We start from the raw sequence: 14805 nt of genomic DNA, 5'->3' as shown, positions 1-14805 counted from the left end.
CAAGAAGCTGGTCAGTGCGCCCGGCCGGCCGAGAACACCTGTGTCGTAAGAATTACGGCATTGGCGACGACAAGCATCATCATGCTCATCAGAAGATGATCGAAGCTGCTGGCCTTCACGATTTGTGCCGCGATGCTCGGAAATCCGAATAAGCCGACGAAGTAGGAGAGCGTGAATACCTGAGACGCAATGGCCAGGGGGGTCCCATCCCGGTCGGCAAGATCGACGGCCATGCTGTTCAGCGTCGAATAGCTTAGACCGTATCCCAGCGCGAACACCATTGTTCCGATGATGTAGATCGCTGTACTGTCTACATTGACGAAAAGGATCAACAGTCCCGCAATGGTGCACATGAAGAGCACCGCGACCGCGCGTTCAATGCGGACTTTTCCAATAATCGGTGCCACCGCAAATCGCATGAAGACGGCTGTCAGCGTGAAGACAAGAAAGAACGTGTCGGCAGATTGCGCCCGCGACGCGGCGTAAAGCGTTTGGAACGTGAAAAGACCGGCGAAAACGCACCCCCCCACGCCGATCATGATGATCGGATAGCGCGTGCTCGATCTGAAGATCTCCATCACGCCTTGCAGGGTGAGACCTACATTCGGCATCCTCGGTTGAGAAGCGTGGGCGCCCCTCCTGCCTGCAAGCTCGAAAACGGTCGCGGCGACAAGACATGCGGCGGCGAACAGGGCATAAACTGCAATATAGGATCCTGCAGTCTCCGCGACGGCGCGCGCGAGAGGAGCAGCAAGTCCGATACCCAGCATTTGAGACCCTGAAAGCAGGGTAAGATACTTGATCCGAGCCTCAGACCGCACGTGCCTCAGGACTTCAAGCGGCGCCAGCATATAAAAGCCAGACCACCCAACGCCGAGAAAAAATCCGCCTGCGTAAGCGAAAAGCGTCGAAGTTGACGCGGACGCGAAACATGCCATCGCGATCGTCATCATCACCGCGGCCGCGCTGATAGTTCGCGTCAAGCCCACTGAATCCGCGATCCGGCCGACGAGGAGCGAACACAGTATTGTCGCGATCGTACCGGTCGATATGACGGCGCCAGCGGTCGTGGCGCTCTGCCCAATGGACCTCAGGGCATCCACGAGGAAGAAGCTTGAGCCATAGGATGTGGCCAGGCTGATACTGCCAAGCATGAATGGGATGGAAACTTGCAACGGGACTGCACTGGGCAGTTTGTCCGCAGGAGCAATGTTTGCGGCGCGTGTCATGCTGCAATCTTCCCCGGAAGGCATCGTTCAATATCCGCAACCTCCAGCCTGCGCCCACCGATCTGCGGTGCGGTCCCGCATCGTTGGAATGAAGGCGTCGATGCGCGTGCAGCGACGGGATGTGCGCCATGACCGAGCCAGCGCCACAAGGCTCCTGCTATCTTGGGCATCAGCGGCCAAGCCAGTATGCTGAATCCCATAAGCCAAGTGTAGGCGCACTGATGGTCCGGCGCGCCATCAAGATGATCGACCCAATCGATAACCGGCCTCGACGCTTGTGATACGCGTAGATGATCGAGCGAAAGCGCGGCGCACTGTTTTTCGTAGAGCCCATCCAGCGTGGCCATCATCGCGCCATCGACGTGACATCCAGCGAGAGCCGGCATCGCGTTTATGGATTCCGTGCAGCGGTCGATGGCCGCTGATATCCTATCGAGAACTGCATTGTAACGATGGACCAGCTGTTCTGGCACCAAATCGGTTTCAGCTTCTTCCGGGCAGATTTCGGACAAGTACACTCTAAGTACATCGACGGATATATTCGGAATTCTAGCGATGTCACCTGCCCAGATCACGTGCCCGCGACTGGTCGAGAACTTCGATCCGTTCAGCCGAAGGAAGTGATTAAAGAAAATTCGATCGAACGAGCGAAACGAGTTCTGGCCTAACGCGCATCCAGTAACTCCGACAAGCATCGGAATGGTGTTATCGATACCGGTACCGCCGATGAGGAACGCATCGGACTCGCGCGCAAAAGGACTTGGCTTGCCCGCGTCCTCCGTGTCCTTTTGCCCGCAATAGAGAGAGTGAGCGTAGAGTAACGAGGAGTAGCTAAACAATATCTGCTGGGTGTCGAAATGCCGCGACTTCCAGGCCAACCCGTGGAGTCCCGGCACGGTCAGCCGCATTTGCTGTCCTTTGCGCGCGACATATCGATGTCCTATCTCCAGAAAGCCGGCTTCGATGGCAGTATCGTCCCAAGCTCGTAGAAGCAGGTCCTTTTCCGGAATTGAAAGGAACGCGGAAATATTCTCCGGCCACTCGACAATCCGCCCGCGCCTCGATAACGGATTCAACGCTTCCTCGGGCTCGAAATGATGTCCACACCGTTCGCAGAAGAAGCTACCTGCTGCGGCCAGGCACACCGGACAGGTGGCACCGAACCAGCCTCCGATGCAGAACCGCTCTTCTCGTGGTGTGGCGGCAGAACCCGCATCGTCCATTGGTAAGTGGACCGCGGAGAAATGTAGCGAGCCCGCTGCAGATAAGGCGCCCATGAGCGCGTTGCCGACTTTCGAAAAGCGCCGCAGATTCCTGCCATACGCCGGATCATCGAAATGATCGAAAACGATACCTACCGAGGCGAGATCCTCGACGATTTTCGTATGGAAAGCGTGGGCTAAGTCGGACGGATCGACGTTCTCACGGGCCGCTCGAACAAGGACATGATTCTCGAAACCGTCGGTCGTCAGTCCCGAACGGACATGATGGCCCGCTCTCTTGAGGTGCTTCTGCACAATATCCATTCTGAGATACGGCCCCGCGGCATGGCCCAGATGTGCTCTGCCATTGGCTGTCAAGTTGACGGGAGATACGTACACATCGACGGGACGCGCATTCGCTACGTTTATCCGTGAGATCGTCGGGCTTCTTCTCATATCCGCACGAGTGACTTCTATGAACAGATATCTGGAGCGTCCAATCAAGTGCCCCGACATTGCCTCTGGAAACACCAAGGCGCACGCGGCTTGCGGGCTCGTGGACGCGATCGGGCTGCGTATTTCGAACTGCGCTTCAGACGGCGAAGACCTGCATCGTTCTGTTCGAGATTTCAGTGCAGACGACGCTCTTTCGCTGGATACTCGACGTATCGCTCCACCACAGCTAGCAACATAGGTAATCTCCTGCTGACGCTGTGAATGAAGCAAGCGGCGCGCCAACTGAAGTCGCTGTTCTGCGCGCTTTCTCAGGGCCTGAGTACGTCAGCTTTCCGACATTCGTCATGAATCGCAGACGCGGCTTCCATATTTCCGACAATGCGTTGACGGCGGCCTCGAGTGCCCTCCGGTCGACGACGTTGGGATCGAACTGCTCGGGGCCCATAGGCGCATTTGTTTGTGTTCCGGATGTGAGCGTAGCCCTGAGGCCCATTTGATTGGCGCTCGACGTCTATTTTGAGCACGTCGCGCGGTTGGGTCGCTGATGGCATCGAGGTATTCGCTTTAGCCCGGCGCACCGCCGACATCTTCCGGAGGACAGCGGCCGCCGGCCTCAAGCAAGAGGGAAAGTCCGTTGTCGTGTAGTTGAACCACTTATCGAGCTTGATCGCGAGCGTGTGGTGGCCACCCTCGGTAGGGCTCAGCGGGACAGCTTTGGCATTTTGAACAATTCCTCAGCCATTGATTAAGGCGCGGGGACATGGAGGTTCCCCGATTTTGAAGCGCGGCTCGTGTCGGATTTACCGTTCGTTCTGGTAGTGGAAGACGACGAACCGCTCCACGAAATCCTTCGCGAGGCCCCAAAAAGGCGGGCTGGGCCTTCTGACGGCCGCGTCGAAACCCAACACCGATGATGGGCTAGCGTTGCTGTCCTCCGCACGAAGAAAGTGGATGCCTTTGCCGTAATCCGATCCAGCAGCTCATTTCCGGGACATCCCAGAGCCGTTCGACCCAATCATTAATCGGTGCTGCGGTGCCGGCCGATTGGCGACGAGGTGGTCGAGATGCAGCGGCACGGGCCCGGGCCACTCTCATTGTGCGGATGTCCAACCAGGATCCGCGTAGCATCCACCACAAATACGCACAATCGGAGCCGTTCTGCTGCTGGGTCAAGCGAGCTGGCTGCAGCCGGCGGCGCAGTCTCTGCGAGCTGTTCCGCAACGGTGCTGTTGCGTGATCCGGCGGAATCGTAGTCATGAGCAACCACCCGTTCATGCGCGTGGCGATCCAGCAGGAGTGGAGACCAATGGGCATTGTCACCTAGACCGTCGTCATTCAATGACAGAAACAAAAGCTGGCTGTGTCGTTGCCATTCTGGTCGGGGGATGTCCCGATCGGTGTTGAACTACGTCGGGCCGACGCTGCCGGAATGAATGTTACGCGGCCCTCGTGACGTGGGCAACGGGCTTGATCGTCATGCGATCGTAGTGAGCTTGAAGGGCCGCACGCAGAACCGACAATTGCTTATGCGCCTTCAATCGTCGAAAGCCCTTGTTGGCCTCGATCATGCCGGCCGCGACCCATCGCAAGGCCATACCGGCATCCCGCCAGCGTTTGACGTTGCGCGTGACGCGGCGAATGGTGCCCATCATGTTCTCGGCGATGTTGGTACAGGCGAGCGATCGACGAAGTTCCTTCGGCAGCTTCAACCGGACGACAGTCAGGATTTCGTCGAGGCCTTCGAGGATGCTGGCCGCGACGCCGGGCCATTGCTGGTCGAGTCGACGCGCGAGATTGCGGATCAATTTTTCAGCCTTGTCGGCGTCATCGAGCTTCCAGGCCTGGCGCAGCACCCGACGGGTGGCCGCATGATGCTGTTTCGGCAGGCGTTCCATGATGTTGCGCGCCTTGTGGATCTGGCAGCGCTGGATCGCAGCGGCCGAACCGAAGGTGCGGCGGATCGCCTTCGACAACGCTTTCGCGCCGTCGGCGATGAACAGTCTTGGCACCGTCGGGGCGAGCCCGCGCGAGACCAGGTTGTCCAGCAGGGCCTGAACCGTTGCGGCATTCTCGGTCGCCCCTTCCACCAGAGCCAGCGGATGCTTGTTGCCTTCGCCGTCAACCCCGATCGCGGCGACCAGCACGAGATCGTCGCCGAGATGCAGCCCGTCGATTTGGACCACCAGAAGGTCGAGCGCGGACAGATCGGTAGCCATGAAGTCGGCCAGCCGCGCCGCCGACAGCGCTACGAACCTCCGCGAGGCCGCCGACTTCGAAACCCCCGATCCGGGCGGTGCCGGCACGTCACCCTCGGGCAGCCGGACAGCGCGGCCGAACCGGCGCGTCGACACATTGATCAGCATCAGGTTCATCGCCCAGCGACCGAGCCAATCCTCCTGCGCCGCCGTTTCCCAGCTCGGGATCGTGACCTCGCGGCCGTCCACGCCCCGGACCCGCGGACGCTCGACCTCGATCTTGCCGCCGTGGAAACCGATTCGTCCCCGCGTTCGGCCCCAACGGTGCGCCCGCCGCGCCGCGTCGCGACCGTGGCGCGGCCCGCAGGCCGCCGTGACATCCGCCTCCATCATCGTGCCGAGCGCCTCGATCCCTGCCGCAAGGCAGAACCGATCGAAGCTCGCTCGCACTTCCGCAAACGCGTCGTCCACAGCCCCGATCGCCGGCCAACCAGCCGGTGTGATATCTCTCGTCATGGCGTTGCTCTCCTTTGTGGAATCAGCACCCCGAGCCTACCGGCTCAAGGTGGTCAACGCCGACCTCTTCAGAAATTCAACAGAACCCGGGACATCCCCTTCTGGTCGTGGACAATCCCCATTGAGGTTCCCTGAAGGTCATTTCGCTGCCAGCAGATGACTTTGCTTGGGCTCAACCAGCCGCGTCTGCGCAGCAAGAAACTGATCATGCCTCGCAACTGCTCGTGCAGCAGAGCGTAGTCGGCCGCGATATCGTCAGCTGGCAAATCCGTGGCGCCGTCAACGAAGCCGGCATCGGCCAGGGCTCCCGGGTACAAACCCCGATTTGAAACGTTTGACATCACAAGTCGTGCGGTGTCGACGGAAATCGAGCACAGATCCAGCACTGCGATGGATTGTCTGACGGGAGCCGTAGCAGTCTATAGTGACGTGGATCATGGCATCTCCTCCATAACCGAGCCAGATTGCCCGGCGTCTAGCCCGCCACCGGCGCAAAGATAGCCGTGCAGCTCGCTAAGACAAGCATCCGCGCTCTTGAGTTCGCGCCGGTCCTGTGGGGCAATCGTGAGATTGGCGAGCTTATACACAGGATTGCGCTGCTCCATCAGCTTTGTGATCATCTCGTCCCGGTCTGCGGTTTGTATTTTCGGACGGTTGGTGTCGTGTCGCAGGTTGCGCCTGATCACGTCCTCGTTGGTATTAAGCCAGATCGAGACCGCCTTCTCGCCGACACGACGGCGGACTTCTTCGGACATGAAGGCTCCGCCACCGGTTGCGAGCACCAGCGGCCCCCGATCGAGCAGACGGCAGATCTCATTCGCCTCGAGATCCCTGAAATGCGCCTCGCCGTCCTCCGCGAAAATCCTGGTTATGGACTTGCCAGTCTTCGCCTCGATCTCTTTATCGGAGTCGACGAACGTCAGCCCCAGCTGCTTTGCGAGTGCAGGTCCCACAGTGGATTTCCCGGCCCCCATCATGCCAACGAGCACGATCGGGCGGTTGTCGAGGGCGCCAACAATCTCTGTAGCGCGTGCCGACCTCGCTGCGCGTGTCGGCCGGGTCACGTTCGACACACGAGCAGGGCGAGCGCTAACGCGATTGCCGGCTTCGGCTTCCCAATGGGGGATCTCTGCGGCACCCTCGGGGATGACAACCCTGTTGCACGCCCCTCGCACGCGCTCCAGGAGCTGCTCGGCTATAGACTCATCCGGGGGCTCTTCGCTCCCTCGCTGCAGCCGTCTGAGCTTCTGCAGCTCCTTGTACGTCTCATGATTGTCGAGCTTGGCCTTGTAGCTGTCTGCCGTGTGAAACTCGAGCTCAAAACGGTAACCGCCAGGCGTGCCGAACACTGTCTTGATGCCAGCGAAGGTCCGCGATCGCGTCCTGAACCAGTTAGTCGTGCTGACCTCGCTATACCCGCTCTCCTCGAACGCTAGAATGGCTTTCTTGAAGGCACGTGTAAAATCCCTGTCAGAGAATTCGAAGACGTGGCGTACAGCGTTGTTGAAAAGCTGGACGCCGGCCTCAGAGCTGGCCTGGATTCCGGTGAGCTCGTCTGTCATTGAGCTTGGCGATCTAAGACGCTTAGCCAAATGGGGCATCTTCACCTCGATGCCGGCCCCCTTAAGGGCTTCGGCAACCGCCTTTGCCGTCCGCGTGATGTCCTTCTCTTCGGCTTGAGCGCGGGACGCCTCCATTTGGGCGCGCTGTGCCGCCTCCTCGCGAGTCAACGTGATTGTGGTTGCGACATCTTCGGTAGCAAGCGTTAGATCCGAGGATTCGCGCAGAATCCCCCGCTCGGCAGCGAGCTTGATCGAGGCTTGCATGATCGAAGCCGCCAGCGTCGGATTGTCCTTGAGATCCTCCAAGGCCGCATCGACATCGAAACGACCTTGGTTGAGGGTAGCCGCCAAGCTCTTGGTGTATGGAGCCGACTTCAACCCGGGTGTCTCTTGCAACAGGCGCTGAAGCTGCCTGCTCTTGATCATAAAGGCGTAAGCGCCAGTGTCGGATTTGTAGGCGTCAGTTCCGACTTTGATGCCGATGCTCAGCAGGTTTTTTGCACTTTGCACGAGGTCGTGCGGCATGTAACCATCCGGTCGGGGCTCGATGCGCGTAGGGTAACGATCGACCAGAAGCTGGACGCGGTCCCGTGGGTGAGCCGTTGCCGGATAGGTCTCGGCAAGCGGCGGAAACAGCTCGCAAAGCTCTTGGCTCATTGCGAGCTGTCTCTCACTCGCAGTAGCGGCTGTTTCGGGCAGGAGTTCGGGCGGGACTTGCTGGTCGAGACCAGCCGCCCACGCCTCGAGTTCGGTGAGAAGCAACTCGGCCGTCTCGCGCGCGACGGGATGGTGTGCCAGCTCAATGTCGTGCCGCGCCTTCTCGAGCTTGTCCCGGACGTCGTGAGCACTAACCTGTTCCTGCTCCAGCAAGCCGCGAATGTCTCGCTTGAGCTCTCGGTCAATGCCTTCGTACATGCCGAATATGGCACGTTCGGCAAACCACTGCCGGGCTTCATCTGATTGAGCCAGAAAGCCTCGCTGCAGGCCGGTATAGGTTTCCAGAACGTTCCGCGTGGCGGCGAGAATCTGGCTGGCGCGACCGAAATTATAGCGACCGTCCTCAATCGCCGGGGTATGGGATTTTGGCGGCTTGAGCGAGCGGAGGCCGCTAGCTTGCTCCTCTTGGTCGAATTGCCTGACATGCTCGTAAAGCTGCGGCCGGTCGGCAATGATAATGGCCGTATCGCCATCGAAGTCGCCGTCGAGTTTTTTCTGTTCATCAGGCGGGATGGCAACCAGGGACCCCGGAGCGAAGATCTCAGTGGCCTGCAGGATCCCGATACAATCGAGCGCGCTGTCCGCCGTTACGCGGTCCTTGCCCTTGATCCAGCTCGAATGGCACTTGACGTCCTCGGCGGACATCACCAAGCCACGGTCGGCGAAGTCGGCCGGCCACATTTCATCCGGCACCACGATCAGAAAGCCCCTTGGCGAAGAAAGTCGGATCATCGACTGCCAGCTTCTCCCCCGACTTCTGGGCGACGTTGAAGCTGTATTGTATGGTCACGCACTGATCGAGAAACGCCGCAGTCGGGTCCCCGTCCGCAGCTGACCTGACGCGATCGGGGGCGAACGGGCGGAGGTTGGGCTTGTCGTAGGGCGATCGCCCGATCAGCACGCCACCACCGGTCAATGTTTCGCTCTTGAGCCTCGGCACATGCAGACAGCCATCAGCGGATGGGACGGCGACGGCGCCCGGACCATTGATATTCGCGGCTGTTACGACGCGAAACAGCTCCTCCGACGTCAGCTCTTGCTTTACCCGACTCTCAAGCCAGCTCATCGCCTTCCGCCGGGCCTCATCCGCTACTTGCTCGCTGCGCGGATAATGTTGCAAGGCCGACGCTGGCAGGGATGCTCTCCTTCCCTCGGCAAAGGCCTGCACGCGGTCAGGACCTTCCTGCTCGCTGGCGCGGCAAACAGCTGGCATAAGCTTGGCCAGCGAGGCCCGGATGAAGCCGCAGCCGTCGTGCGGTCGCAATGCAATGGGTCCGGCCGCCCCCCTCAGCTGGAAGGGATGCTCCTCGTTGGCAGGGCGGTCAGGCAGCAGCGCCAGTTTGAAGGCGCCTTCCAGCGCGGAGTCGTGGGGTGATAGACCTTTGATCGCCGGCGGCGCCGCAAAGCCTCTGCGCTGAGTATAATAATAGGCCTCTTTGAAAGGGGCCCACGCGCGCGACAGCTGCTCGAATGCTGTACCCGGCCCGGTTTCGGCATAGGGAATCGCCAGCAGCTTTCCCCCCGAAAGCTTTGCTTGCTCGTCTGGGGCGCGGGTCGCAATTTGAGACACAGTTAATCGTGGCGGCTTTAACTTGCTGCCGCCGAACAAGTCAATCCGGTATGGAATACCGTTTACATTTACCGTACGCGCCAGCATGAAGGCGCTCGGGGGTGCCGGCAATTGTACCGCGACGACGGGCAGGGCCCCCGAAGTCAGGCGATGGAAAATCGAGTACCGCGTCTCCGGCTCCGTGGCCAACGGCCGCCCATGCATGTCCACGACCGGCAACTGCATCAGTCCCGCCTCACCTTGCGGAGACCTCGGAGCGTGGTCCATGGCTCGCAATACCTGGTGCACGTCGAACACCGACGGAGGACGTTGCGCCTGGATCGCCGCCGCATCCTGCTCCATGAATAAGTCCAGCGCATCCACTGGACTATCCGCCTCGATCTGCGCAATCAGATTCCAGCTCATGCTGGACAGATCGTCTTGAATCAGGTCGCGAGCGCTTGCCAGGATCTCTCTCGTGCCGCGCTGCAGCTCTTTCTGCCTGGCCCGTAAATTTGCCCCGTTGCCCTCGACATAGGGTGACCTGAACAATCTCTCCAGCGCCGCACGGGCCTTGAGCGTCTGATAGATCGATAAAGCGGGGCTCCGGCTCGCAAGGGGCCCACGGCTCCGCTCCGCATCGCCCGCGTTCAGATGCGCCTTGATCTTTTGCTCGAGCACGGGCTGAAGGTCGTTGAGCACGTTGAGGGCCTGCCTGCGGTGCCAGCGCAGTGGCTTCTCTGGGCTGCGCGCGAGCGGCAGCAGAGCAGCACTCAGATTACCCATAGTTTCAAGGTTGTTCTCGGCGGAAAAACCAGGAGCTGAACGCAATTCAGAGAGCCGACTCAAGCCTGTCGGCGCGAGCAAACCGAGATCATCGAATAGGCCAACCTTACCCAGCGCCTTGAAAATGTTCGTGATGCTCAGAACCTCAGCCTTCAACAGGCGATCATTATCATAGTGCAGGTAGTGGGCGAGCTTGTGTAACCGATCCTTCGGCAGAGCAGCATCCGTAATCTCCCCACTCTCCTCCGCCCTCATGATCGTTCGGGACAGAGCGTTGGCGAGCATCGCCAGCTCAGGCGTGGTGAACACACTAAATCGCTGCGCTCCAGCTCCCAATTCGCGCGCGATGTCCATGGTGGACTGACAGCATATCGGCTCCCCAGGCCACTTGCTGAAGCCGTTCAGAAGGTTCGCCACTGCCTGCGGAGAGAAATTGGAGAGCTGATGCTGACGGGTTTCCTGGGCGATTGCCATTGTTGCTTTGAGACAATCCTCACTCTCCGGCCATTTGCTGAAGCCGTTCACCAGGTTCGCAAAGTTCTGACGATTGAAATCGGAGAGTGCAAACTCATCGCGCGCGCCGCGGCGGAGGACCTCACCCGCAATGGCAAACGCAGCCTTGCGACAGTCCGGCGCCTCCGGCCACTTGCTGAAGCCGTTCACCAGGTTCGTCAATCCCTGGGGGGTAAAATCAGAGAGTTCGGCGCGGCGAAGGACCTCATGCGCGATCGCGCAGGTCGCGCCGCGACAGTCCGGCGCGTCCGGCCACTTGCTGAACCCGTTCACTAGGTTTGCCAGTGCCTGCGGGGCAAAATCGAAGAGTTCGGCGCGAAGGACCTCACGCGCGATCGCAAACGTGGCCTCGGGACAGTCCGGCGCGTCCGGCCATTTGCTGAAGCCGTTCACAAGCATCGCCAAGTGCTGGTCGCTAAAATGCCGGGCACCGCGACGAAGGATCTCACCCGCGATCGCAAACGTGGCGCCGCGGCAGGCCGACGCATCCGGCCATTTGCTGAAGCCGTTCACCAGGTGCGCAAAGTCCCGATGATTGAAACCAGAGAGTGCGAACTCACCGCGCGCGCCGCGGTGAACGACCTCACCCCCGATCGCAACCGTAGCGTCGCCACAGTCCGGCGCGTCAGGCCACTTGCTGAAGCCGTTCACCAGGTTCGCAAGCTCCTGCGGAGTAAAATGAGAGAGCTGGGTGCCGCGGCGAAGGACCTCATGTGCGATCGCAGACGCGGCCTCGCGGCAGTCCCGCGCGTCCGGCCACTTGCTGAAACCGTTTACCAGATTAGCGAGGTGCTGGTGGGAAAAATGGGAGAGTTCGGCACGGCGAAGCAGCTCACCCGCGATCGCAAACGTCGCCGCGCGACATTCCGGCGCGTCCGGCCACTTGCCGAAGCCATTCACCAGGTTCCCCAGCTCCTGCGGAATAAACTGAGAGAGCCGGGCGCTGCGGCGAAGGACCTCACCCGCGATCGCAACCGTGGCGCCGCGACAGTCCGGCGCATCCGCCCACTTGCTGAGCCCGTTCACCAGGTTAGCCAGTTCCTGGTAGGTGAATTCAGAGAGCCGGACATGGCGGTCGCGGCGAAGGACCTCGCCCGCGATCGCAAACGTGGCGTCGCGCGTATCCGCCTCGTCCGGCCACTTGCTAAAGCCGTTCACCAGGTTGGCCACTTGCTGGTGAGTGAGTTTAGAGAGCGAGGCATAACGGTCGCGGCGAAGGACCTCACCCGCGATCGCAAGCGTAGCGTCACGACAGTCACGCGCGTCCGGCCATTTGCTGAAGCCGTTCACAAGCATCGCCAAGTGCTGGCTCTCAAAATGCCGGGCGCCGCGGCACAGGACCTCGCCCGCGATCGCAAGCGTAGCGTCACGACAGTCACGCGCGTCCGGCCATTTGCTGAAGCCGTTCACAAGCATCGCCAAGTGTTGGCTCTCAAAATGCCGGGCGCCGCGGCGCCGGACCTCGCCCGCGATTGCAAGCGTAGCGTCACGACAGTCCCGCGCGTCCGGCCATTTGCTGAAGCCGTTCACCAGGTTAGCCAGATTCTGGTGATTGAATTCCGAGAGCCGAGCACGGCGGTCGCGGCGGAGCACCTCACTCGCGATCGCCAATGTGGCCTCGCGCGGGTCCGCCTCGTCCGGCCACTTGCTAAAGCCGCTTACCAGAATCGCCAGTGTCTGCGGCTCAAAGCCGGACAAAGTGAACTCACGGCGGCGAAGAACCTCAGACGCGATCGCAAACGTGCCGTCGCGACAGTCTGGCGCGTCCGGCCATCTGCTGAACCCGTTCACAAGCATCGCCAAATGTTTCTGCTCAAAATCAGAGAGCTCGCTGTTGCGGCCGGCACGACGGACCACGCGAGCGATAGCTTCCGTGCCCTCACGAGTGCCCGCCTCCTGCGTCCACTTGCTGAAACCGTTCACCAACAGCGAGAGATTTTGGTCACTCGCCCCGGCAAGTACCTTGGGTTCATCGCGACAAAACTCAGCGATTCTGATGACTCCATTGCGGCATGTCTTCGACTGCTGTTGCCGACCGAATGATGTCGCGAACAGCGCAAGAGCAGCGGGCTTGAGTTCGCGCATTAATGTATTGGAAAGCTGCGACACCCGAGATGCCACCGCCTTGCAAGCTTCAAGGCCTTCCTGACCGCCAGCCTCGCGAGTCACAGCGTTGCATGCCGTGGCGTGGCCGAAGGATTCCCTGCGGCGGATATCGTCCTCGAAGTGGGTAACAAATTGGCTTCTGAACTGGGCGGCAGCCTTTTGCATAAAGGCCGCATGGATCTTCTTGTCCGCCCGCTGCAGCCGCTTGTCGTTTTCCACCACTGCACGTGAGAATTGGGCAATGTCGCGAGCGAAATAAATGGCGTCCAGAGCGGCGTTACATTGCTGTTCTGAAATCGCGGCTTGCCTGCCCTGCGGGGCGACATAATCCAGGCGCCGCCGCTTTGGCGCTGCCTCCAGGTCCGATATAGATTGCCCGTGCGAGGAAGAGGCACCTCGTGAACTCCCGGGCTGTTCGGCACGGCGGCTCTCGGCACCGGAACGCGACGCACTTTCTTCCCAATTTGGCGCGCCGCGATGCGCCAAATACCGCAAAGCTGGCTCGTCGACATGCGTATTCACGGAAGGATCGGTTGACGTGCGGCGTCGGGCATCGCTGGCCGAAGTCGGCGTTCGGGCCGAGCCCGCAGTCAGGTCCTGATTTTCAGAGCGCAAGCCCTGTAAGACAGAACTGAACTTCGAGCGATCGTTTCCGCCGCCAAGATCTGCTTCAGGGCTGGACCAGTCCATCTCTGATCCGCGGGCTTCCTTCGCTCTCCAGTCGGCTCTCGTCAAAATCAATCTCCCATGCGAGCTAGAATGCGCCGATTCCGACGGTGGCATAGAGGCCTGCGGCGTCGGCCCCAACGACTTTTGCTTCAGAGCGGAGCCCCTTGGCCGCGTTGACAGGACGTCACTCGCCACTAACCTGACGTGCGAGTCAGCTTTGTACGATTGTGCGCTCTAGCGCCGAAGATATGCCCTGGACCTGACGGAAATCTGATTAGCGTACAGCCGACTCGGGATTCATCGGAGTAGTTTCGTTGGATTGGTTAAGCCGGATGAGAGTGGTCATAGGCGGTTTGACTTGCGCATGCGCGACGCCATTAGGCTGGCCATCACCGGCTGGTGGTCTTCGACGAACGGGCATCAACCGTGTCCGCGCCATAAGTTGTTTCAGCAGACGAGCGTGTCAGGGCTTCGACGGCGTCAATCGGTGGATTCGGTCGGTCAGGATCGTCCGGCCTAGGTTCCGGGCGCCATTCACAGCGGACTCGCCGCTGATAGTCGGCTTGGTGACATCGGTTTTGGCGGCCACGATTTTGTGCCTCGCCCTCGAACTGTCACCCTGGCCGGCATCGTCGGTGTCAGGCAGGAGACCCAAGTGGCCCGGTCTCTCGACCATTCGGCCGGGAGCGGATTGAGAGCCGTGGCTGGAGACCCTGGGGATCCACCGCCGTCGATCTGGTTAAAATCCATACAGCTCTCCTTCTGTTTTGAGAACATAATCTCTTGCAGATCCGCCCGGCTTTTACTGCCACCAGTTCAGTCATAGGCCGCATCAATCGAGAGACGAGAGCCTATGCTAAGAGGCTTGGCTTTCGAAAAGCTGACGAGGGGGCAAGCCAAACGCACGCTGCAATTGTGGATCACGGCAAAGGTGACGCCGCAGATGCGCGCTTCCCGAAACGAAGTCCAGGCCGTTTGTGATTTCTCGAAGCCGAACACGCTTTCACACCAGAGGCCGTGGTGCCTGACAGTTCATCCCAAACGTGCCGGAGTGTCAGCATAGCAGCCAGGAACATTAGTAGTCCAAGGAATGCACGAGTTATCCGACGTCCGATATCTCGCGGCGAAGCAAACGGCTGGATGGGCTACCTATCGATGTCGGGCGGCCGCTATATCAACGTGCCTTCATCTTCGCGGCCGCCATGAGCTCCATTACAGCAAATTGTCGCATGCTAAAGGAGGACGCAGCTATCAGTGCGCCCCCCACTTCAACGGGGCGCGGCCGCTCTCGATTCGGCTCGGTTC

At 60.2% G+C, this 14805-nt stretch carries 6 protein-coding genes; all 6 read right to left on the bottom strand.

The window, feature by feature from the left end:
- Positions 1–11: 11 nt before the first annotated feature.
- On the bottom strand, positions 12–1229 hold the full coding sequence (locus ACVMB1_RS02485) for an MFS transporter (protein WP_245313761.1): 1218 nt from the start codon (positions 1227–1229) through the stop codon (positions 12–14).
- Positions 1226–2887: a class I tRNA ligase family protein gene (locus tag ACVMB1_RS02480; protein ID WP_256558788.1), complete on the bottom strand. Its 1662-nt coding sequence runs from the start codon at positions 2885–2887 to the stop codon at positions 1226–1228. The genes ACVMB1_RS02485 and ACVMB1_RS02480 overlap by 4 nt, the downstream gene beginning before the upstream one ends.
- A gap of 1436 nt (positions 2888–4323) precedes the next feature.
- Positions 4324–5598 (bottom strand): IS256 family transposase, encoded by a 1275-nt coding sequence (locus ACVMB1_RS02475; RefSeq protein WP_456848188.1) that lies wholly within the window; start codon positions 5596–5598, stop codon positions 4324–4326.
- Between the two features lie 68 nt (positions 5599–5666).
- Positions 5667–5939 carry a hypothetical protein gene (locus ACVMB1_RS02470; RefSeq protein ID WP_456848186.1) on the bottom strand — a complete coding sequence of 91 codons (273 nt, stop codon included), beginning with the start codon at positions 5937–5939 and terminating at the stop codon, positions 5667–5669.
- A 93-nt stretch (positions 5940–6032) separates the two neighbouring features.
- Positions 6033–8609 carry a shikimate kinase gene (locus tag ACVMB1_RS02465; RefSeq protein ID WP_456848184.1) on the bottom strand — a complete coding sequence of 859 codons (2577 nt, stop codon included), beginning with the start codon at positions 8607–8609 and terminating at the stop codon, positions 6033–6035.
- Positions 8560–13521, bottom strand: coding sequence for a hypothetical protein (locus ACVMB1_RS02460; RefSeq protein ID WP_456848182.1), 4962 nt, complete (start codon positions 13519–13521; stop codon positions 8560–8562). Before ACVMB1_RS02460 ends, ACVMB1_RS02465 begins: the two co-directional genes overlap by 50 nt.
- Positions 13522–14805: the final 1284 nt, after the last annotated feature.

Source organism: Bradyrhizobium sp. USDA 4504, from assembly GCF_054063995.1.
This window is presented reverse-complemented; position numbering and strand designations above follow the sequence as displayed.

What these genes read in the sequence shown, in the direction of transcription:
- ACVMB1_RS02460 (WP_456848182.1), bottom strand. Translation starts at nt 13,521, where the DNA reads ATGGACTGGTCCAGCCCTGAAGCAGATCTTGGCGGCGGAAACGATCGC.
- ACVMB1_RS02485 (WP_245313761.1), bottom strand. Translation starts at nt 1,229, where the DNA reads ATGACACGCGCCGCAAACATTGCTCCTGCGGACAAACTGCCCAGTGCA.
- ACVMB1_RS02475 (WP_456848188.1), bottom strand. Translation starts at nt 5,598, where the DNA reads ATGACGAGAGATATCACACCGGCTGGTTGGCCGGCGATCGGGGCTGTG.
- ACVMB1_RS02480 (WP_256558788.1), bottom strand. Translation starts at nt 2,887, where the DNA reads ATGAGAAGAAGCCCGACGATCTCACGGATAAACGTAGCGAATGCGCGT.
- ACVMB1_RS02470 (WP_456848186.1), bottom strand. Translation starts at nt 5,939, where the DNA reads ATGTCAAACGTTTCAAATCGGGGTTTGTACCCGGGAGCCCTGGCCGAT.
- ACVMB1_RS02465 (WP_456848184.1), bottom strand. Translation starts at nt 8,609, where the DNA reads ATGATCCGACTTTCTTCGCCAAGGGGCTTTCTGATCGTGGTGCCGGAT.